The organism is Nocardia jiangxiensis NBRC 101359, from assembly GCF_000308615.1.
GTDB classification, from domain to species: domain Bacteria; phylum Actinomycetota; class Actinomycetes; order Mycobacteriales; family Mycobacteriaceae; genus Nocardia; species Nocardia jiangxiensis.
In genome coordinates this window covers 501,238-521,210 of record NZ_BAGB01000047.1, presented here as the reverse complement: position 1 = coordinate 521,210, position 19,973 = coordinate 501,238, and the positions used below count along the sequence as shown (strand labels likewise).

Sequence of the window (19,973 nt, the reverse complement as noted above, 5' to 3'; positions counted from 1 at the left end):
CAAGGAAGTCGATCTACCCGTGCCGAACGCTGCGATGACTGAAAAGACCGATGTAGTCCTCATCGGTGCCGGCATCATGAGTGCCACCCTGGGCGCACTGCTTCGTCAGCTGCAGCCGGACTGGTCGATCACGATGTTCGAGCGCCTGGACGCTGCCGCCCCGGAGAGCAGTGACCCCTGGAACAACGCCGGTACCGGGCATTCCGCGTTGTGTGAGCTCAACTACACCCCGCGCACCGCCGACGGCGGCGTCGACGTGTCCAAGGCCGTCGACATCAACGAGCGGTTCCAGGTCTCGCGGCAGTTCTGGTCCTACGCGGTGGAGAACGGCGTGCTCGGCACGCCCTCGGAATTCATCAACCCGATCCCGCACGTCAGCTTCACCCACGGTGCGGACGGCGCGGAGTACCTGCGCAAGCGGTACGAGGCGCTGGTACGGCACCCGCTGTTCGAGGGTATGGAGTTCATCGACTCGCCCGAGGAGTTCACCCGGCGGTTGCCGCTGATGGCCAAGGGCCGCGACTTCAGCGAGCCGGTGGCGCTGAACTGGAGTGCCAAGGGCACCGATATCAACTTCGGCGCGCTCACCAAGCAGTTGCTGGCCTATCTGGGCCGCTCGGGCGTCGACATCGGGTTCGGCACCGAGGTGCGCAACCTGTCCAAGCAGTCCGACGGCAGCTGGGACGTCAAGGTGCGCAACACCCGCACCGGCTCGACCCGGCGGGTGAACGCGAAATTCGTCTTCGTCGGTGCGGGCGGTTACGCGCTGCCGCTGCTGCAGAAGGCCGGCATCTCCGAGATCGCGGGCTTCGCCGGATTCCCGGTCAGCGGCCAGTTCCTGCGTTGCACCAACCGGGAGCTGATCACCCGGCACGAGGCCAAGGTGTACGGTATGGCCGCGGTCGGCGCGCCGCCGATGTCGGTGCCGCACTTGGACACTCGCGTCATCGACGGTAAGCGCGGCCTGCTGTTCGGCCCGTACGCGGGCTGGACGCCGAAATTCCTCAAGGACGGCAAGTACGCCGACCTGTTCAAGTCGATCCGTCCGGGCAACCTGACCCCGATGCTCGGCGTCGGCGTGACCGAGCTGGGCCTGGTGAAGTACCTGGTCAGCGAGCTGCTGAAGTCCCCGGCGGGCAAGGTGAACGCGATGGAGGAGTTCATTCCGCGCGCCGACGGTCACGACTGGGAGCTGATCACCGCCGGTCAGCGCGTGCAGATCATTCGCCGCAAGGGCGTCGGCGGGGTGCTCGAACTCGGCACCGCGGTCATCACCGCCTCCGACGGCTCCATCGCGGGTCTGCTCGGCGCCTCGCCGGGCGCGTCCACCTGCGTCTCGGCCATGCTGGACGTGCTGCAGCGCTGCTTCCCGCGCGAGTACTCGGACTGGACGCCACAGCTCAAGGCCATGGTTCCCTCGCTGGGCGTGAAGCTGTCCGAGAATCAGGCGCTCTACCACGAGGTTTGGGACTGGTCGAACAAGGCACTCGGTCTGACCGAGAACACGCCGGAGGCAGAACTCGCGCAGAGCTGAGCGATGTGATAGCAAGACGCGATGATGTCAACGGTTGTTCTCAAAAGGTCATGGGCCGCGGATCTGGACACCGCAACCCTGTACAAGCTGTTGAAGCTTCGCGTCCAGGTTTTCGTCGTGGAGCAGAAGTGCGCGTATCCGGAGCTGGACGGGCTGGATCTGTTGCCGGAGACCCGGCACCTGTGGCTCGACGACGAGGGTGAGGCGATCAGCACGCTGCGCCTGAGCGAGGAGCACGAGAACGGGGTGAAATCGTTCCGCATCGGCCGTCTGTGTACCACGCCGTCCGCCCGCGGGCACGGTTACACCACGCGGCTGCTGCAGGCCGCACTCGCCGAAACCGGTTCGGCCACAGTGCGACTCAACGCGCAGACCTACCTGATCGATATGTACACCAAGCACGGTTTCGTGACCGACGGCGAGGAGTACATCGAGGACGGTATTCCGCACATTCCGATGCGGCGCGGTTAGCTTGCGGGTCCCGCAGCCCGGAAGTGGTTGCGGGACCGTCTATTTCGAATCCGATCAGTTGCCCGAAGAGATCGGCTCGCCCCGCACCTCGCGGGTGAGCAGCGTCGCCCCGGCCACCGCGCCGGGCATCAGCACGATCGCGACGAACGGCACCAGGAACGCCGCCGCGAGTGGAATTCCGAAGCCCCACACCAGCATCCGGCGTGAGCGCAGCAACTTCAGCTGGTCGCGCAGGGTGACTCCGCGACGTTGCATGGCCACGGTGGTGAGTTCCTGCACCAGGAAGAATCCGGTGACGCCGATGCCCACCACGGGCACCACCGTCTGCCCCACGACGGGCAGGAATCCGGCCGCGAACAGCACCACGGCCCAGGCCAGGGCCCGCAGCACCAGCGCGATGCCGTCCTTGATCGACCGCCAGGTCGACAAACCCGGTCCCGGCACCTCGTCCGGCGACTGGCTCCGGTCCACGTGCTCGGCCAGCGCCTCGTAGAACGGCTGCCCCAGCGCCAATGTCAGCGCGGTGAACGTGATCACCGCCAGGAACAGGCACAACACCAGCAACAGCACGTCCAGGAAGCCGCGCAGCACATCCGGCCAGGGCGAGGCCCAATGATCCGCGAACGGCGTCGCCCACGCGACGACATCGCCCACGAACCACGCCAACGCGACGATCGCGACCACGTACAACACCAGCGCGATGAGCCCCGGCACCAGCGCGTACCCGAACCGTCGCCGATGCGTCGCCACCCACCGCTGCCCTTGCAAGAGATACCCGAACCCCGCAGCCAGATCACGCACGCGCGCAGTCTATTCGCTCGCAGTCGAAAACGCTTGAGCGGTGCGCGTTTCCGTGGCCGGTCCGGATCGCGCCACCGGTCGAGGGAGGTGGGTGCGGGTCTGCTGTGGCGCGGTGATCGTCGGTGCGTGGGTGTTGCGAAGAGTTGTGTGGGTGCGGATCCTCACAGCAGGGGCGGGGGAATGCCTCGCCGACGCGGCAATAGAGTTGGGGAATGTCCGAGTCCGTCGCTGATGTCGTCGCTGGTCCGTCCATTGCTGCCGTGGGGGGCGGGGAGGCCGGGTTTCCGTTCTCGGCGGTGGTGGGGCAGGAGCAGTTGCAGTTGGCGCTGATTCTGTGTGCGGTGCATCCGGGGATCGGCGGTGTGCTGGTGCGCGGGGAGAAGGGCACCGCGAAGTCGACCGTGGTGCGGGCGCTGGCGCAGTTGCTGCCGCCGGTGGCCGATGAACGCGGTGCGGAGCGGCCCGCGCGGCTGGTGGAGCTGCCGGTCGGGGCGACCGAAGATCGGGTGGTCGGCTCGCTGGATCTGCAGCGGGTGCTGCGGGACGGAGAGCAGGCGTTCCGGCCGGGTCTGCTGGCGGCCGCGCATCACGGCGTGCTCTACGTCGACGAGGTCAATCTGCTGCACGACCATCTGGTCGACGTGCTGCTGGACGCCGCGGCGATGGGACGGGTGCATATCGAACGCGACGGGGTCTCGCATTCGCATCCGGCGCGGTTCGTGCTGGTCGGGACGATGAACCCGGAGGAGGGTGAGCTGCGTCCGCAGCTGCTGGACCGGTTCGGGCTCACCGTCGACGTGGCCGCCTCTCGCGATGTGGACGTGCGCATGGCCGTGGTGCGCCGCCGCCTGGACTACGAGGCCGATCCGAACGGATTCGCCACCCGGTACGCCGAGGCCGACCGGGAGATCGCCGACCGCATCCTCATCGCCCGTGACCTGGTCGGCGAGGTGGCGCTCGACGATGTGGAGTTGCGTCGGATCGCGGCATTGTGCGCCAGCTTCGACGTCGACGGTATGCGTGCGGATCTGGTGGTCGCCCGCACCGCGACCGCACATGCAGCGTGGCGCGGAAGTCGTTGTGTGACAGCCGATGACGTGCGTATCGCCGCGGAACTCGCACTGCCGCACCGACGTCGGCGCGATCCTTTCGACGAGCCCGGCATCAGCGAGGAACAGCTCGAGGAGGCGATGCAGCAGGCCGCCGAGGAGGCCGCGCGGGCCGAACATGACTCCGGCGAATCCTCCGGTCCGGCAGGCGAATCGGAGACCCCGCCGTCCGATGATCAGGGAGGTGCCGAGGGGCCCGACGGGCCACCCGAGGACGATCCGGACGGCGGCCCCGATACGCCCGGTGGTGGTGGCGGTGCGCCGGAGGGCCGGGCGGGCGCTCCGGCGAATTCGGTTGCCCGGCCGCCTCGCTGGGAGGTGCAGGGGGTCGGCGAGGGCGCGCCGGGACGACGTTCGCGGGCGAGCACCCGGCACGGTCGCGTCGTGCGGGCGGTGCCCGATGCCGCGGCCGGACTGCATCTGCTCGGCACGGTCTTCGCCGCCGCGCCCCACCAGCGTGCCCGCGGCCGGTTCGCGGGTCCGCTGGCGCTCGAGTCGGAGGATCTGCGCGGTGCGTATCGCGAAGGGCGCGAAGGCAATCTGGTGATCTTCGTGGTCGACACGTCGGGTTCGATGGCCGCCCGCGATCGGCTCTCGGCGGTCACCGGCGCGATCGTGGCCCTGCTGCGCGATGCCTATCAGCGGCGCGACAAGGTCGCGGTGATCACGATGCGCGGCAGCGAGGCCGAGCTGGTGTTGCCGCCGACCTCCTCGGTGGATATCGCGGTGCGTCGTCTGGCGGGTCTGCGCACCGGCGGGAAGACCCCGCTGGCCCGTGGACTGGTCGAGGCGCGGGAGGTCGTGCGGCGCGAGCGCGTGCGCGATCCGCAGCGTCGCGCGATGGTCGTCCTGTTGACCGACGGCCGCGCCACCGGTGGCGCGGATCCGGTCCCGCGCGCCCGCGCCGCCGCTCGCGTCCTGGCCCGCGACGGTGTCGCCGGTGTCGTGGTCGACTGCGAACGCGGCATGATCCGCCTCGGCTTGGCCGCGGACCTCGCCCGTGAGCTGCGTGCCACGTACATTCGTCTGGCCGAGATCACCGGTGATTCGGTGGCGGGCGTCGTGCGGTCGCAGGTGTCCGGGGTTCGCGCGGCCTGACCGTCACCGATACGAGAGGGGGTGCGCTCCGTTGCCGATCGCACACCCGCGATCATTGCGACGGAGTGGCTGGGACGTGGCCTATTGCGTTGGGGCCGTGCTGAGTTGGTCGGCGAGCGCGGTGAGTAGTTCGGAGCAGCCTTCGTCGACGGTAAGGGTGGCCAGCGGATCGCCGCGCGTATGGCCGCGGTTCACGATGACGACCGGGCGAGAGGTCTTGGCCGCGTGCCGGACGAAGCGCAGACCGGACATGACGGTGAGGGAGGAGCCCGCGGTCAGGAGTACCTCGGCATCCTCGACCAGGTCGTAGGCCGCGCGCACGCGGTCCTTCGGGACGTTCTCGCCGAAATAGACGATGTCGGGCTTGAGCATTCCGCCGCAGTGCTCGCAGTCGACCATGCGGAAGTGCGCGGTGTCGGTGACCACGGCGTCGGCGTCGGGGGCGACCTCCAGACCGTCGGTGACCGATTCGGCGAAGCCGGGATTGGCGGCCTCGAGCCGGTCGGCCAGGCGCATCCGGGAAATCAGGGACGAGCAGCTCAGGCAGCGCACCCGCGCATAGGTGCCGTGCAGGTCGATCACGCGGCGACTGCCCGCCTTGGTGTGCAGCAGGTCCACGTTCTGGGTGATCAGGCCGCTGACGACGCCCGCCCGCTCGAGCCGGGCCAGCGCACGATGACCGGGATTCGGTCGCGCGGCATCCATGCGCCGCCAGCCGACGTGGTTGCGCGCCCAATACCGTTGCCGGAACACCGGATCCCCGACGAACTGCTGGTAGGTCATCGGATTGCGCGGCGGCGAACTCGGCCCCCGATAGTCCGGAATCCCGCTGTCGGTGGACAACCCCGCCCCGGTGAGCACCGCCACTCGACGGCCCGCGACGACGTCGAGCACCCGATCGAGGGCGCTCACGGTCAGAACTTCCGGCATGAATCCAGCGTACGACCCGGTCCCGGCAGGCCGGTTGTGCAGGCCGGGGCGGGGGCCGGGCTGTGGACCGGGTGTGGCAACGTGGAGCAGCAGTTCACGTGCGGAAGGAGCGGTGTCGATGCCCAAGGGTGTTCCCGAGACGGTGCCCGATGACGGGTTGACCACCCGGCAGCGGCGTAATCAGCCTGTTCTGGCGGTGCACACCGGGCCCGGCAAGGGCAAGTCGACCGCCGCGTTCGGGATGGCGTTGCGGGCCTGGAATCAGGGGTTCGACATCGCGGTGTTCCAATTCGTGAAGAGTGCGAAATGGAAGGTCGGGGAGGAGGCGGCGTTCCGCACCCTCGGCCGGTTGCACGAGGAGACCGGTACCGGCGGCCCGGTCGAATGGCACAAGATGGGTGAGGGCTGGTCCTGGACCCGCAAACAGGGCACCGAGGACGACCACGCCGCCGCGGCGCTGGCCGGTTGGCAGGAGATCGCCCGCCGCCTGGCCGCCGAACAGCACCGGTTCTACGTGCTCGATGAATTCACCTATCCGCTGAAATGGGGGTGGGTCGATGTGGACGAGGTGGTCGGGACCCTGCGTAACCGCCCCGGCAATCAGCACGTGGTGATCACCGGACGGGACGCACCGCAGGCGCTGATCGAGGCCGCCGATCTGGTCACCGAGATGACCAAGACCAAACATCCGATGGATGCGGGTCGCAAGGGCCAGCGCGGCATCGAATGGTGAGCACACCCGCGGTGGTCATCGCCGCACCGGCTTCCGGAAGCGGGAAGACCACTCTGGCAACGGGTTTGATCGGTGCGCTGCGTCGCGCGGGACATTCCGTCGCCCCGTTCAAGGTGGGCCCGGACTATATCGACCCCGGATATCACGGTCTGGCCGCCGGACGCCCGGGGCGGAATCTGGATCCGGTGCTGGTGGGCGTGGAGCGGGTGCTGCCGCTGTATCGGCACGGGACGCGCGGCTGCGATATCGCGGTCGTCGAGGGCGTGATGGGCCTGTTCGACGGTCGTATCGACGAACATCAGGGGCAGTCGGTCGCGGAGGGATCCACCGCCCAGGTCGCGGCGCTGCTTGGCGCACCGGTCGTGCTGGTAGTGGACGCGCGCGGGCACAGTCAGAGCCTGGCCGCCCTGCTGCACGGATTCGCCACCTACGACAGCGAGATCCGGCTCGGCGGTGTGATTCTCAACCGCGTCGGCAGCGAACGACACGAGCAGGTGTTGCGCGCCGCATGCGACCGGGTCGGTCTGCCGGTGCTCGGCGCATTGCCGCGAATGGCCGAATTGGCCGTCCCCTCACGACATCTGGGCCTCATCCCGGCGGTGGAGCACGGCGGCGCGGCGCGGTCGGCGGTCGACGCGATGATCGAACTCGTTGCCGCGCACGTGGATCTGGCCGCGATCGCCCGGCTGGCCGGTGCGCGGGTGTCCGGGCCGAGCTGGGATCCGGTGGCGGAACTGCGTGCGCCGGTGGCCGGTGCGCCGGTTGTGACGGATCCGGCTGCCGGTACGTGGGAACCGGGAGCGCACGGTGTGCAGCGTACGGCCGACGGCCCGGTGATCGCGATGGCCGGTGGCGCGGCGTTCACCTTCGGCTATGCCGAGCATCGCGAACTGCTGGCGGCGGCGGGCGCGCAGGTCGCGGTCTTCGACCCGCTGCACGACGACTTGCCCACCGGGACAGCCGGTGTCGTTCTGCCGGGCGGATTCCCGGAGGAGCATGCGGCGGAGTTGTCGGCGAACGATCGGCTGCTCGACGCGCTGCGCGCCGCGGCCCACGCGGGTATGCCGGTGCACGCCGAATGTGCGGGACTGCTGTATCTGACCCGCAGCCTGGACGGGCATCGCATGGCCGGGGTCGTCGACGCGGCAGCCGAATTCGGGCCACGATTGACACTGGGTTATCGGGATGCGGTGGCGCTGACCGATTCTGCGCTCTGGACTGCCGGGCAACGAGTGCGCGGACACGAATTCCACCGGACCCGACTGATTTCCGCCGCAGCAGCCGATCCGGCGTGGGCCTGGCGCGCACCGGATGGCGAGGCCATTCGCGAGGGTGCGGTGATTCATCGGGTGCACGCGTCGTATCTGCACACCCATCCCGCCGGGAACCCCGTGTCGATCGCCGGATTCGTTGCTGCCGCAGCGGATTACGCCGCTCTGCGCGCCGATGTGTGAATCGGGTCCGGGCAGCGGCGAACTAGTCGTCGGCGTGGGATGCCGTCCGGCGACTGCCGCAGCGGATATTCTGCGTGCGGTGCGGGAGGTAGTGGGAAACGAGAAGTTCCGTGCTCTGGCGACGATCGACCGCCGAGCGAGTGAACCGGGGATATCATCCGCCGCAGCCGAACTGGGAGTTCCGGTCATCGCATTCACCGCGGATGAACTCGCCGAGGTGGGTGTCCCGAATCCCGCGGCACGAACCAGGGCCGCTGTCGCCACCGCCAGCGTCGCCGAGGCTGCCGCATTACTGGCCTGTGAAAAAGACTGCGGCACAGCATATCTCGTGACACCGAAAACGGTGCGGGGGCCGGTGACGGTCGCCGCGGCCAGCTGTCGACAGCGAATGGTGCCGTCGGTCGGGTTGCGATGACGGCCGGCCGATAGCGGCCCGGCATTCGAACCCGAACTCGGCTCGCCGGGAATGGAACCGGTTCGGTCGCGGTGCGCGTGCCGGTGGTCCGGTCGAGTCAACCCCGCCAGGATTCGAGCACCCGGTCCAGCGTCGGGCGGATCTTCGCGCGGGCATCCTTGCGCGGTGTGCCCGCCATCAGCAGCCGGTCGTAATCAGTGTCCAGATGCCGGATCGAGGCGATCACCGCGAGTGTCACCGCCTCGGCGGCAAGGACTTTCGCGGCCGCGCTGCGCCCGACGCGCCCGCTGCCGCGCACCGCGGCATGGTCGGCGATCTCGGTGGCGCGCTCGGGCGGGCAGTGCGGGAACAGCCGCTGGATCTCGGCGGCCATCCGCGCCTGGAATTCGACGTCCTGTGCCGCGCGCCGAGCGGTATCGCGTTCGCGGCGGCGCAACCGCGCGTCCTCGTCGGCCAGGCACTGCTCCTCCGCGCGGGCCAGTGCCTGTTCCTCCACCAGGATGCCCACGCGTTCGTGGCGTTTGCGCCGCGCGTTGAACCGCACGACGACCGCGGCCAGGGTGCTCTCCTTCTTGGCGCGTCGGCTCAATGCCGCGTCCCCTGCGGGCAGGAATTCCAGATGGTCGAGATCCGCGCAGGTCAGGCACAGTGGCCCGGCATCGGACATGATCTGATACGGACCGGTGTCCGAACATTCCGCGCAGGTCCAGTCGCCGGGCACCGCCGTCACGACCGTGAGGTCGGGCGCCTTGTTCTGGCGCTGCACCATCTGCTCGCGGCGGGCCGGGCTGAGGTCGGGGGAGAGCCAGTGCGTGCGGAACACCGCCTCGTCACCGTCGCCGACGAAGATCAGCGGTGCGTGGTCGCGACTGCCGGACAGATAGGCGGTATCGCTCGGGGTCAGGCCGCTCTCTCGCGCCCACTCCCCGAGCAGATCCGCGACATCACGCAGCCGCGCCCCGTCCACCGGCGCCAGCTTCACCAGCGAGGGCGCCCGCCCCTGCCGCCAGCGCTCGACGTGCGCCGAGGTCAGCCAGCCCAAACCCACCAGCACATCGACCGTGGACACGTACTTGTGCTGGGCCAGTGCCGCTTCCGCGGCCGTGACCACCCGACGCCGGAGTTTGGACATGGATGGAACCATAGAACACGGCCACGACAGCGCCCGCGCTCCGTCGCCTCCGGTCAGGGAGCCACGGACGTCCAATCGGCGAAACCGGTCGGGTCGTGCCGCCCCAGGCTGGCGTGTTCGAACATGCCCCAGCCCTCGGCGTCACCGCACCGGGCGCGGGCGACGTGATCGATCACACCCCACGGAATGCGCCCGGCGACAGCGGGATCGGTCAGGTCGTAACTACTGGAGGAGGACCAGTCCGCACCTTTCCAGACGCCGTGCTGCCAATCCGGATCGCCGCCGTAGCCGCAGCCGATGTGCAGCGCCATGAACGTCTGCGGCTCGATGTGCACCTCCACCGGTTTGCCGTCCGAGGCGGTCATCTCCAGCCGCGCGGCAACGGGAATTCTTGTGCCGGAACGATAGTCGATGTGCACGCGCGGCCAGCCGAGTTGCTCGACCCGACCGTCGGCCCAGATCCGGGTGGCATCGTTGAGGGTGCGGAATCCGTCCGGATTCTCCTGCACGATGACGACGATGGCGAAGTCCTCGAAGCGCAGCGGCACATACATCCACCAGAAGCCGCCCGGTCCGGATGCGCCTGCGCGCCCCGCCGGTTCGGTCTCCCCGACCGGGCGGATACCCCACGACCGGTCCCGGCTGCCGGTCCAGACCTGCGGATCCACGGTCAGATCGGTCCCGTCCACGTGCAGCGTGCCCGCCCACGAACCCACCTGGGCGAATCGGGACGCATCGATGATCGGCCGGTTCCCGGCCAGGATGAGATGCGGCTGTTCCAGCACCGCGGGAAAGGCTCCGGTCCAGGTCAGGTCGAAGCCGAGATCCTCGTGCTCGCAGACGATCCGGATGCGATCGAGTGGTTCGAGCACCTCGACGCGGTAGCCGCCGACCCGCTGGTCCAGGCCGCGTTCGGTGAGTTCGGTCGAAAAGCGCACGGCCCGTTGAGTTTCGCCGCGTCGCACGGCCGCGTACGCGTCGATGACGCCCAGGTTCGGATAAACGCCCAGACCCGTCACCAGGAAGGTGCCACCGTCCCGGTCGTGGCCGTTGAAATAGCTGCGGTCGTAGAAGTTCCGGTCGCTGGTGCCGACTCTGGCCAGCGACAACGGGGTCTGATGGATCGGATATTCGTCCAGCGGTGCGGGGGTCGGGCCGACGCCGCGGCCGTCGGATTCGCTCATACCTGTCAATCCCATTCGTAGGTGCCGTCGAGCAGAGCCTCGAGACTTCTGCGGTGCATGATGTAGTCGTCCCGGTCGGGGGTGTCGGTGTCCTCGCCGAAGTGGATCATCCGGCGCTTGACCCGGGCCATCACCACCCCATGCCGCAGTGCCGCGTAGACCAGGTAGAAGTCCAGGTCGCGCAGGCGATATCCGGCGGCCCGCTCGTAGTGCGCGACCACATCCTCCCGGCGCAGGAAATCCGGCAGTCCCGGCTGGCCGAATTGCGTTGCCAGATCCTGGAAGAACCGGTGGATGAAGATCACCCACGCCACATCGAGCTCGCGTGGGCCCAGTGCGGCCATCTCCCAGTCCAGCACGGCGACCGGATCGAACTCCTGGTAGATGATGTTGCCCGGCCGGGAATCGCCCCAGCTGAGCACGTCGGGGCCGGGATCGAGCGGCCAGTGCTGCTCGAGCCAGTCGAATGCGCGCTCCAGCAACGGGATCGGGTAGCCGTCGTCCGCGAGGGCCCAGCGGTACCAGGCGCGGGTGGCATCGACGTGCCGGCGCAGCGAGTCGCCGGATTCGGCCAGCTCCGGGAACTTCGCCGCCGGATCGGCGATGTCGTGGATTTCGGCGATGATGTCGATGGTGTTGCGGGTCAGCAGCATTCGCTGCTCCGCAGTGGCGTCGAACAGCCAGCCGATGAATACGTACGGCGGATTGTCCTCGGGGATGCGGCCCTCCACCTGCTGCATCACGAAAAACGGTGCGCCGAGCACGGATTCGTCCTTCTCGAACCAGCACAGTGGCGGCACGGGCACCGAACTGTGTTCGGCCACGCCCGCCATCACCGCGTATTGCCTTGCCAGATCGTAGGTTTCGAAGACCGGAAAGGAGTCGTTCTCCGGCGCCATGCGGGCAACATAGGAGCCGGTGAGCGTTTTCCGGTCCTTCTGCCAGGAGGCGTCGAACAGGACCGACGAACTCGACATCCCACCGGCCTGCGGACGGCGCAGATCGGTGAGCGTCGGTGCGTCGTCGCAGCCGACCTTGTCACCGAGCCATCCGGTCAGGCGTTCGGCGAGGTCGTAGAGATCCCGGGCGCTGGTGGTGAGCTGTCGCCGCTGTTCGGGATCTGGATCGGAATCGTCCGACATGATCGGGTCCTCCTGGCTTCTGGAACTGCCTGCGTGGGGTGCTTCGGACCGGTTCGGGAGGTCCGTGGCGACACGATGGAGGGAATGTAACGCGTTCTATTCGCCGCTCGTGGTGGAATCCGAGAGACGTTATTCGCCGATTCCGATGACCGGGACGGAGGTTGCCGGGATCGGGGGCAGCCTGCCTGGAATGCGGGTTGCGGCGTGTGTCGAGAGGGCCGGAAGATCGGTGGGAGGATCCGGCGGAAGTCGGTTTCGGGTGCGCTGGTTCGAGCGGGAGGTCGAGCATGAGCGACGGTGTCAAGGAGCGGGACGACATATCGGAGATCCGGTCGGGGGACGATGCTGTGACGGCGTGGAACCCGTTCACCCGCATCGTCTTCCGGTTCCTGCTGATCTACTTCGGGCTGTTCTGCCTGATGGTCCCGCAGATCACGATCGCCTTCACGGGCTGGTTCCGCACCTGGTTGCCGAGCCGGACGGGAGCATGGCAGCAGAAGCTGCTGGATCCGGTGCTCGGCTGGGTGGGGCGCACGGTGTTCGGTGCGCACGACGTGCGGATCTACCCGAGCGGGAGCGGCGATCAGGCGATCTACTGGGTGCAGTTGTTCTGCGTGCTGGTCGTGGCGCTCGTCGCGACGGTGGTGTGGTCACTACTGGACCGGCGTCGGCTCGGATACCGCACGCTCGCGGGCTGGGCGCTGCTGGTCCTGCGGCTGTTTCTGGGCGGGCAGATGCTCCTGTACGGATTCGTCAAGGTGATTCCGACGCAGATGGCCGCACCGTCGTTGGGCACGCTGCTCGAACCGTACGGGCAGTTCACGCCGATGGCGGTGCTGTGGAATCAGGTGGGGTCCTCCCAGCCGTACGAGATGTCGCTCGGACTGGCCGAGGTGCTGGCCGGGCTGCTGCTGTTCATCCCGCGCACCGCCGTGCTGGGCGCGATGCTGAGCCTGGTGGACCTGGCCCAGGTGTTCCTGCTCAACATGACCTTCGACGTGCCGGTCAAGATTCTGTCCGCCCATCTGCTGCTGGCGAGTCTGATCCTGCTCGCACCGGAGGCGCGGCGGCTGTTCACCGTGTTGCTGCTCGGCCGCGCTGCCGGACCCTCGACCACGCCGTATCCGTTCCACACCCCGCGATCCCGGCGGATCGCAGCGCTGGTTCAGGTACTCCTGGGGATCTGGGTGGTGATCGGTCTGTGTCACCTGCAGTGGCTGACCTGGCACCAGTACGGCGGCGGCCGGGAGAAGCCGCCGCTGTACGGCATCTGGACCGTCACGCGGTTCACCCGGGACGGACAGGACGTGCCACCGCTGGTCACCGATGCCGATCGCTGGAATCGGGTCATCTTCGACTATCCGGGCGTGCTCGAATTCCAGCACATGGACGGCGCCCTGGAGGGCCTGCCGGCCACGGTCGATCCGGCGGCGCACCGGATCACGATCAAGGCCGTGCCGAACAATCCCGGGCCCACGGGCGTCCTGACCTTCCAGCAGCCCGCGTCCGACCGTGCGGTGCTGACCGGTGAATTGAACGGCCACCCGGTGAGCATCGCGCTCGAACACCTCGACGCGGACCGATTGCCGTTGCGCCGCACCGGATTCCGCTGGGTCCAGAACAATCCGCGGCACCCCTAGTGCAGCGAGCCGACGGGGCCGAGTCCGCCCGGAGGTCCCGGCCGCGATCCGCCCGGTTCGGCGCGCAGACGACACAGCGTCCGGGAATTCCGTTGCGGCGCGCCGGGTTCGCACTCGATATGACAGCCGACTTCTCCGAGAATCTGAAAAAACTCCTGGACGACACCGCCGTCTTCGCGACCCTGGCGACCGTCGGCCGGGACGGACAGCCGCACCTCACCGTGATCTGGCTCGAACGTGACGGTGACGAACTGGTCTACTCCACGACCGTCGATCGGCAGCAGTACAAGAACATCGTGCGCGACCCGCGGGTGACGGTCATGATCGTGCCGCCGGGCGACCCGTACGTCTACGCCGAGATCCGCGGCAGCGTCACCGTGACTCCCGATACCGCCCGGGAGCTGCCGGATCGGTTGTCGCACAAGTACACCGGCAAGCCTTACGCGGAGTTCAACCCCGCTTCGGTCAACGACGGTGAGCGGGTGATCGTGCGCGTCGCCCCGACGGCGGTGCGTGGACGTCTCTGAGCGCCGCCGCCGGGGTCGTGGGTGGTTGCCGGGTTCGCATGCGCGGGCCGTAGGCTCGAAACTTGTGCCGAACACGCAGGACGACCAGCAAACAGGTGACCCGAACTATGTCGTCGGGCTCGATCTCGCGGGCCGCCGCGTCGTCGTCGTGGGCGGCGGCTCGGTGGCCCAGCGGCGGCTGGGGTTGTTGATCGCCTCCGGGGCCGATGTCCAGGTGATCAGCCGGACCGTGACACCGGCCGTCGAGGGGATGGCCGCCTCGGGGCAGATCGGCCTCGAATTGCGCGACTACGCCCCGGGCGACCTCGACGGGGCGTGGTACGCCGTCGCCTGCACCGACGAGCCCGAGACCAATGCCGCGATCGTCGCCGAGGCGACCGAGCGGCGCATCTTCTGCGTGCGCGCCGACAACGCCCGGCTGGGCACGGCGGTCACCCCGGCCACCGCCCGGTACGACGGTATGACTCTCGGCGTGCTGGCCGGGGGACGTCATCGTCGCTCGGCCGCGGTGCGTAACGCGCTGCTCGAGGCGTTGCAATCCGGTGTGGTGACCGGTGATTCCGAACCCGCCGCCCCCGGTGTCGCACTCGTGGGTGGCGGGCCCGGCGATCCGGATCTGATCACCGTGCGCGGCCGGCGCTTGCTGGCGCGCGCGAATCTCGTTGTCGCCGACCGGCTCGCACCGCCGGAACTGCTCGCCGAACTCGCTCCCGACGTCGAGGTGATCGATGCGGCGAAGATCCCGTACGGGCGGGCCATGGCTCAGGAGGCGATCAACTCCGCACTCGTCGAGGGCGCCAGGGCAGGCAAATTCGTCGTGCGGCTCAAGGGCGGCGACCCGTACGTGTTCGGGCGCGGCTACGAGGAACTCGAGGCGTGTGTGGCCGCGGGTGTTCCGGTGACGGTCGTTCCCGGCGTCACCAGCGCCATCTCCGTGCCCGCGTTGGCCGGGATCCCGGTCACCCACCGCGGCGTGACGCACGAGTTCGTGGTTGTCAGCGGTCATATCGCACCCGATCACCCGGACTCGCTGGTGGATTGGCCGGCGCTGGCCCGGCTGCGGGGCACGCTGGTGCTGTTGATGGCGGTCGAGCGGATCGAGAAGTTCGCGGCCGCGCTCCTGGACGGTGGCCGTCCGGCCGATACGCCCGTCACCGTGGTCCAGGAGGGCAGTCTGCGCACCGAGCGCGTCCTGCGCGCGGATCTGGCCACGGTCGCCGAACGGGTGCGTGCGGAGGGCATCCGTCCGCCCGCGATCATCGTCATCGGCCCGACCGCCGGTTTCGATGCGGCGATCCCGGACTCCGCCCGGACCGCGGCAGCGGAGTAATCCTCGCCGAGTATCGCGGCAGGCCAACGGATTTCGCCTGCGATCAGCGGTTATGTCCGCGTCATCGCGAATTCTCGCGGTTTTCGGGGCGGTATTGTACGACCAGAATTCTGTGTGACATGGATCACATATTCAGTTGTGTCAGACTCACCACAACGCGAGGTAACCGGGTTACTGTGTGATCGGTAGATTCCCCCGTGGGGCGATGCGGCGCTACGGTCACCAGCCCTGACCTGCCGCACACTCTTCGGTGCGATCCCGGTATTGCGAGTGACCCTCACCCCCGGGTGGAGGCTCGTCGAGCATGCCGGTCGTCGCGACGGCGGGGTGCTGCGTTGTGGCCCGGCCCAAGGACCTGCCGCGATCTTCACGTTCGAGAAGCGGGATGGAAATATGGCTGTTCGTTCTGTCGATCCCATTGACCGAGGTGTCTGGGAGGTTGCCCGCTGGCGGGCTCATGTACGTAGGCATCCGTTGCGCTACCACCTGGTCGTCATCGCGCCGACCGCCGCCGAGGTGGTCCGGTACGCGGGCGGGTGGGTGTTCGACCGGGCGAGCGCCGGTTGGGAGGTGACCGCCCTGGTCGCCGAATGCTCGAATGTCCGCCCGCTCGGAATCCTCGGTGCGACGGTCCTGGACCTGGAGCAGGCGCTGACCGTCCTCGAGCGTGATATGCACCCCAATGCGGTCGCGGTGGCCTCGCAGACGTATCTGTCCGACGACCGAGTGTGCGCCGGTGTGCACGAATATCTCGACAGCCGGCCCGTCGAGGTCGCGCTGTGGGGGGAGGGGCTGCCGACGGAACTGGACGACCGGATCGAGCCGGTGTCCCATCGAATGAGCAACGCGGCGCGGGTGTTCAAGACGTGCGCGTTGGCCGCGGCGGGTTTCCCGGGTGAATCGCCCGAGCAGACCGAGGCGTTCCGCATTCGCGAGCTGCCGCCGCCGAGCTGTCGATGCGACGGAGATCTCGTCTCCGCCAAGTGAATTCGCGGGAAGATCTCGCAATGTCCTTGTGTCCGTGTCCGGATGGCGTTCGCGTCGTCCGGTAGCGGGTCGGGATCGGCCGTGTGACCGATCGCCCCGGCACTGCTGTGCCGGGGCTACCGGTTTTTGTAATCCCTTGTTGCCGAACGCCATTCGCGTGTGCGCCTGAGTTCGGGCCGCTTACTCCCGGATGTCGTGAGAGCGGTGGTGCGTGACCGGGCACGCTGACACATGTCACTGAGAAATGATATTCTCGCACACGAGAATCAAACTTCCATTCCGTAAGAGTGAGGTACTGCGATGACGTTGCAGTCGGTATTGGACGATCTACGCAAGCTGCCCGGTACGGGTGCGGTCATCCCGGTCATCGATCCGGTGACCGAGGAGCCGATCACCGAGTTCACCGATTGCGGTCCGGAGGCCGTCGACGAGGCGGTGTCGCGGGCGCGGGCGTCCTTCGAATCGGGCGTCTGGCACGCCATGCCCGGCCGCGAGCGCGCGAAGATCATGTGGCGCATCGCAGATCTGATGGACCACTACGCCGAGGATCTGGCCCAGCTGGATTCGCTCAATACGGGTATGCCGCTGGCACAGGCGCAGATGATCGTCCCCACCTGCGCGGAATTCTTCCGCTACTACGCGGGCTGGTGCACCAAGGTCAACGGCACCGCGCACGAAGTGCAGATGACCGGCGGAATCTCCGGCGCCTACGCCGATATGCACGCCTACACGCTCAAGGAGCCCTACGGCGTGGTCGGGCTGATCTTCCCGTGGAACGGCCCGGTCTTCAACGCCTGCGCCAAGATCGCTCCGGCGCTGGCCGCGGGCTGCAGCAGCATCGTCAAACCCGCCGAGGAGACGCCGCTGTCGGCTCTGCTGCTGGACCGCATCATCGCCGAGGCCGGGGTGCCCGAGGGTGTGGTCAACCTGCTCAACGGTTACGGCTACACCGCGGGCGCGGCGCTGACCGCGCACCCGGACGTGGAGAAGGTCGCCTTCACCGGTTCGACCGAGGTCGGCAAGGAGATCGTGCGGGCCTCGGCGGGCAACCTGAAGAAGGTCATGCTCGAACTCGGCGGGAAGTCGCCTGTGCTGATCTACGACGACGCCGATCTGGACATGGCCATCATGATGGCGGCGATGGGCATCTTCATCCACTCCGGTCAGGGATGCGTGTGCGGGTCGCGGATCTTCGTGCAGCGCGGGGTCTACGAGCGGGTCGTGGAGGGCATCGCGACGGTCGCGAAGAACCTCAAGCTCGGCGGGCCCGAGGAGGAGGGGGCCATGATCAGCCCGCTCATCAGCGCCAAGCAGCTCACCCGCGTGCTGGGATACCTCGATGAGGGCAAGCGGGACGGTGTCGAGATCGTCACCGGCGGTGAGCGGCTCGATCGACGCGGCTACTTCGTCCAGCCGACCGTGCTCACCAATGTCGACCCTGCGACCAGCCGCCTCTACAAGGAGGAGATCTTCGGGCCGGTGGTGACGATCCTGCCGTTCGACGACGATGACGAGGCCGTGGCGCTGGCCAACGACACCACCTACGGTCTGGCCGCGACTGCCTGGACCACCAACCTCGGCCGCGCCCACCGCATCGCCAAGCGCCTGCAGGCGGGCACGGTCACCTTGAACTGTCAGCTGGTCTTCGACCACGCGGTGCCGTTCGGCGGGTACAAGCAGTCCGGTTGGGGGCACGAATTCGGTCGCGAGGGCGTCGAGGCGTACATGCAGACCAAGTCGGTCTGGGCTCAGCTGTAGTGAATTGCGCCAACGGTCCGTCCCCGCTCGTTGTGAGCCGGGACGGACCGTCGGCGTGTGCGGAGTTGCGTGTCGTGTGCAACCGGTGCGATGGTGCCGGGATGCTGGAGGAATGGGAGCCGAACATGGCGGATGCGGCCGGAACTGGCGCGTTTTTGACATGGCCGGTATCGGTTACAGTGGCTCACTGTGCCAGATAACCCCGCTGCGACAATGGACCATCCGATGACCCAGCGGGCGTTCGGGCTGCCGATTCTGATCCTCAGCGGGTTGAATCTGATGGTGATCCTGGACGGGACCATCGTGATCCTCGCGCTGCCCCGGCTGCAGGAGCAGATGGGGCTGTCGAGCTCCGGCAGCGCCTGGACGGTGACCGCATACGGTTTGACCTTCGCCGGACTCATGCTGCTCGGCGGACGGATCGGAGATCTGTTCGGGCGCAAGCGAGTTCTGATGGTCGGCGTCGCGGTGTTCACGATCTCCTCGCTGGTGTGCGGGTTGGCGCAGGACGAGATCATGCTCATCCTCGCCCGCGGTGTCCAAGGGATCGGCGGTGCGATCGCGGCGCCCTCGGCGATGGCTCTGGTGGTCAGTACCTATGCGGCCGGTCCGGTGCGCACGCGGGCGATCGCGATCTTCGGCTCCATGCAGGCCATCGGTTCGGTCGGCGGATTGGTGATCGGTGGTGCGCTCACTCAGCTGAACTGGCGGCTGGTCTTCCTGATCAACGTGCCGATCGGAATCCTGATCGTGCTCGGCGCTGTCTTCGTGCTGCGCGATACCACTCATCACCGGTCGGCCCTGGATGTGCCCGGGTCCGTGCTCGGAACCGCGGCCTGCGGTGCGGTCGTACTCGGTGCCACCGAAGGCCCCAACTGGGGGTGGACGAGTCCGGTGATCCTCGGTTCGCTGATCGCGGGGGCCGTACTGTTCGTGGCGTTCATCGTCGTGGAACGCTCCGCGGAGAATCCGGTGTTGCCGCTGTCGCTGTTCAAGAATCGTGACCGGTCGGTGACATTCGTCGCGCTGCTGCTCGGCTCGGGCGTACTCGGTGGTATGACCTACTTCGTCGCACAGTTTCTCCAGAACGTCGTGGGCTACAGCCCGCTGATCGCGGGTGTGGCTTCGATTCCGTTCACCCTGGGGGCAGGCATCGGCACGGGGGCGGCATCCAAGGCCGTCGTCATGGTCAAGCCGCGCTGGTTGCTGGTGCTGGCGGGAGTCTTCCTCGCCGCCGCGGGTATCTACGGATCGACGCTCGACGGCAGTGTCCAGTACTGGCCGACGCTGCTGATCCTGTTGCTGGCGGCGGGCTTCGGCGTCGGGCTGGTGATCGTCACCGGACCGCTGTGCCTGCTGGTCGGTGTCCCGGTCGCCGAGATCGGTCCGCTCTCGGCGATCGGCCAGATGATCTTCGCCCTGGGCACGCCGCTCTCGGTCGGCATCCTGACTCCCATCGCTGCCTCACGCACCCTGTCCATGGGCGGGCGTACCGGCCGCGTTGCGTCGATGACCGCCGATGAGATCAACGCGCTCAGCAGCGGCTACACCCTGGTACTGCTGATCTGCGGCGTCTGTGCGTTCGTCGTCGGCCTGATCGGCTTCACTCTGCGATACACACCCCAGGAGCTTGCGCTGGCTCAGGATGCCGAAAAGGAATCGCAGCAGACTTAGGGGTTCGATGTCGCACCCTTTTCCGGTAGACGCACTCGATGCGTGGCGGTGTAC

The 19,973-nt window shown here is 67.9% G+C and carries 17 protein-coding genes; 12 read left to right on the top strand and 5 right to left on the bottom strand.

Annotation, left to right across the window (positions count from 1 at the left end; translation table 11 throughout):
• Positions 1–34 precede the first annotated feature (34 nt).
• The gene (gene mqo / locus ON40_RS22910) at positions 35–1,534 is read left to right on the top strand and encodes a malate dehydrogenase (quinone) (protein WP_040825822.1); all 1,500 of its coding nucleotides are present in this window, start codon (positions 35–37) and stop codon (positions 1,532–1,534) included.
• A gap of 21 nt (positions 1,535–1,555) precedes the next feature.
• Positions 1,556–2,005, top strand: coding sequence for a GNAT family N-acetyltransferase (locus ON40_RS22905; RefSeq protein WP_040825820.1), 450 nt, complete (start codon positions 1,556–1,558; stop codon positions 2,003–2,005).
• A gap of 54 nt (positions 2,006–2,059) precedes the next feature.
• Here ON40_RS22905 and ON40_RS22900 read toward each other — a convergent pair whose 3' ends face one another.
• Entirely contained in the window at positions 2,060–2,806 is a 747-nt protein-coding gene (locus tag ON40_RS22900) for an EI24 domain-containing protein (RefSeq protein WP_040825818.1), read from the bottom strand.
• 212 nt (positions 2,807–3,018) lie between these two features.
• On the opposite strand from ON40_RS22900, the gene ON40_RS22895 reads away from it, so the two are divergent.
• Positions 3,019–5,013: a magnesium chelatase subunit D family protein gene (locus tag ON40_RS22895; protein ID WP_083895842.1), complete on the top strand. Its 1,995-nt coding sequence runs from the start codon at positions 3,019–3,021 to the stop codon at positions 5,011–5,013.
• Positions 5,014–5,094: 81 nt separating this feature from the next.
• Here the strand turns inward: ON40_RS22895 and ON40_RS22890 are convergent, their stop codons facing one another.
• Positions 5,095–5,943, bottom strand: a complete 849-nt coding sequence (locus ON40_RS22890) for an NAD-dependent protein deacetylase (RefSeq protein ID WP_040825816.1) — start codon at positions 5,941–5,943, stop codon at positions 5,095–5,097.
• Positions 5,944–6,061: 118 nt separating this feature from the next.
• Here ON40_RS22890 and cobO point away from each other — a divergent pair, with 118 nt between their 5' ends.
• From cobO to ON40_RS22875, 3 genes are read left to right on the top strand one after another with little or no spacing between them, the layout of a single operon-like run.
• Positions 6,062–6,676: a cob(I)yrinic acid a,c-diamide adenosyltransferase gene (gene cobO, locus ON40_RS22885; protein ID WP_040825814.1), complete on the top strand. Its 615-nt coding sequence runs from the start codon at positions 6,062–6,064 to the stop codon at positions 6,674–6,676.
• Positions 6,670–8,130: a cobyrinic acid a,c-diamide synthase CobB gene (locus tag ON40_RS22880; RefSeq protein ID WP_040825812.1), complete on the top strand. Its 1,461-nt coding sequence runs from the start codon at positions 6,670–6,672 to the stop codon at positions 8,128–8,130. The genes cobO and ON40_RS22880 overlap by 7 nt, the downstream gene beginning before the upstream one ends.
• Positions 8,123–8,545 (top strand): cobalamin biosynthesis protein, encoded by a 423-nt coding sequence (locus ON40_RS22875; RefSeq protein ID WP_040825811.1) that lies wholly within the window; start codon positions 8,123–8,125, stop codon positions 8,543–8,545. Before ON40_RS22880 ends, ON40_RS22875 begins: the two co-directional genes overlap by 8 nt.
• 97 nt (positions 8,546–8,642) lie before the next feature.
• On the opposite strand, the gene ON40_RS22870 is transcribed toward ON40_RS22875, so the two are convergent.
• The 3 genes from ON40_RS22870 to ON40_RS22860 are packed head-to-tail and all read right to left on the bottom strand — an operon-like array spanning position 8,643 to position 12,003.
• A complete protein-coding gene (locus ON40_RS22870) occupies positions 8,643–9,677 on the bottom strand; it encodes a DUF2293 domain-containing protein (protein WP_040825809.1) in 1,035 nt (344 codons plus the stop codon).
• A 53-nt stretch (positions 9,678–9,730) separates the two neighbouring features.
• Entirely contained in the window at positions 9,731–10,861 is a 1,131-nt protein-coding gene (locus tag ON40_RS22865) for an Rv3169 family protein (RefSeq protein ID WP_051193413.1), read from the bottom strand.
• Positions 10,862–10,866: 5 nt separating this feature from the next.
• Positions 10,867–12,003 (bottom strand): phosphotransferase family protein, encoded by a 1,137-nt coding sequence (locus ON40_RS22860; RefSeq protein WP_040825807.1) that lies wholly within the window; start codon positions 12,001–12,003, stop codon positions 10,867–10,869.
• A 287-nt stretch (positions 12,004–12,290) separates the two neighbouring features.
• Between ON40_RS22860 and ON40_RS22855 the strand changes: the two genes are divergently transcribed.
• The 6 genes from ON40_RS22855 (at position 12,291) to ON40_RS22830 (ending at position 19,919) form a co-directional block, all read left to right on the top strand.
• A complete protein-coding gene (locus tag ON40_RS22855) occupies positions 12,291–13,643 on the top strand; it encodes a DoxX family protein (protein WP_245567942.1) in 1,353 nt (450 codons plus the stop codon).
• 119 nt (positions 13,644–13,762) lie between these two features.
• Positions 13,763–14,170 (top strand): PPOX class F420-dependent oxidoreductase, encoded by a 408-nt coding sequence (locus tag ON40_RS22850; RefSeq protein ID WP_040826059.1) that lies wholly within the window; start codon positions 13,763–13,765, stop codon positions 14,168–14,170.
• Between the two features lie 64 nt (positions 14,171–14,234).
• Positions 14,235–15,500: a uroporphyrinogen-III C-methyltransferase gene (gene cobA / locus ON40_RS22845; protein WP_040825805.1), complete on the top strand. Its 1,266-nt coding sequence runs from the start codon at positions 14,235–14,237 to the stop codon at positions 15,498–15,500.
• 393 nt (positions 15,501–15,893) lie between these two features.
• Positions 15,894–16,487 (top strand): hypothetical protein, encoded by a 594-nt coding sequence (locus tag ON40_RS22840; RefSeq protein ID WP_245567941.1) that lies wholly within the window; start codon positions 15,894–15,896, stop codon positions 16,485–16,487.
• 300 nt (positions 16,488–16,787) lie between these two features.
• Positions 16,788–18,245, top strand: coding sequence for an aldehyde dehydrogenase family protein (locus ON40_RS22835; protein ID WP_040825803.1), 1,458 nt, complete (start codon positions 16,788–16,790; stop codon positions 18,243–18,245).
• A gap of 225 nt (positions 18,246–18,470) precedes the next feature.
• Positions 18,471–19,919, top strand: coding sequence for an MFS transporter (locus tag ON40_RS22830; RefSeq protein WP_245567940.1), 1,449 nt, complete (start codon positions 18,471–18,473; stop codon positions 19,917–19,919).
• The last annotated feature ends 54 nt before the right edge of the window (positions 19,920–19,973 follow it).

Excerpts from the sequence above, each read along its gene's own strand:
- mqo (WP_040825822.1), top strand. The coding sequence starts at position 35 with ATGACTGAAAAGACCGATGTAGTCCTCATCGGTGCCGGCATCATGAGT.
- ON40_RS22905 (WP_040825820.1), top strand. The coding sequence starts at position 1,556 with ATGATGTCAACGGTTGTTCTCAAAAGGTCATGGGCCGCGGATCTGGAC.
- ON40_RS22895 (WP_083895842.1), top strand. The coding sequence starts at position 3,019 with ATGTCCGAGTCCGTCGCTGATGTCGTCGCTGGTCCGTCCATTGCTGCC.
- ON40_RS22890 (WP_040825816.1), bottom strand. The coding sequence starts at position 5,943 with ATGCCGGAAGTTCTGACCGTGAGCGCCCTCGATCGGGTGCTCGACGTC.
- cobO (WP_040825814.1), top strand. The coding sequence starts at position 6,062 with ATGCCCAAGGGTGTTCCCGAGACGGTGCCCGATGACGGGTTGACCACC.
- ON40_RS22880 (WP_040825812.1), top strand. The coding sequence starts at position 6,670 with ATGGTGAGCACACCCGCGGTGGTCATCGCCGCACCGGCTTCCGGAAGC.
- ON40_RS22875 (WP_040825811.1), top strand. The coding sequence starts at position 8,123 with ATGTGTGAATCGGGTCCGGGCAGCGGCGAACTAGTCGTCGGCGTGGGA.
- ON40_RS22870 (WP_040825809.1), bottom strand. The coding sequence starts at position 9,677 with ATGTCCAAACTCCGGCGTCGGGTGGTCACGGCCGCGGAAGCGGCACTG.
- ON40_RS22865 (WP_051193413.1), bottom strand. The coding sequence starts at position 10,861 with ATGAGCGAATCCGACGGCCGCGGCGTCGGCCCGACCCCCGCACCGCTG.
- ON40_RS22860 (WP_040825807.1), bottom strand. The coding sequence starts at position 12,003 with ATGTCGGACGATTCCGATCCAGATCCCGAACAGCGGCGACAGCTCACC.
- ON40_RS22855 (WP_245567942.1), top strand. The coding sequence starts at position 12,291 with ATGAGCGACGGTGTCAAGGAGCGGGACGACATATCGGAGATCCGGTCG.
- ON40_RS22850 (WP_040826059.1), top strand. The coding sequence starts at position 13,763 with ATGACAGCCGACTTCTCCGAGAATCTGAAAAAACTCCTGGACGACACC.
- ON40_RS22840 (WP_245567941.1), top strand. The coding sequence starts at position 15,894 with ATGGCTGTTCGTTCTGTCGATCCCATTGACCGAGGTGTCTGGGAGGTT.
- ON40_RS22835 (WP_040825803.1), top strand. The coding sequence starts at position 16,788 with ATGACGTTGCAGTCGGTATTGGACGATCTACGCAAGCTGCCCGGTACG.
- ON40_RS22830 (WP_245567940.1), top strand. The coding sequence starts at position 18,471 with ATGACCCAGCGGGCGTTCGGGCTGCCGATTCTGATCCTCAGCGGGTTG.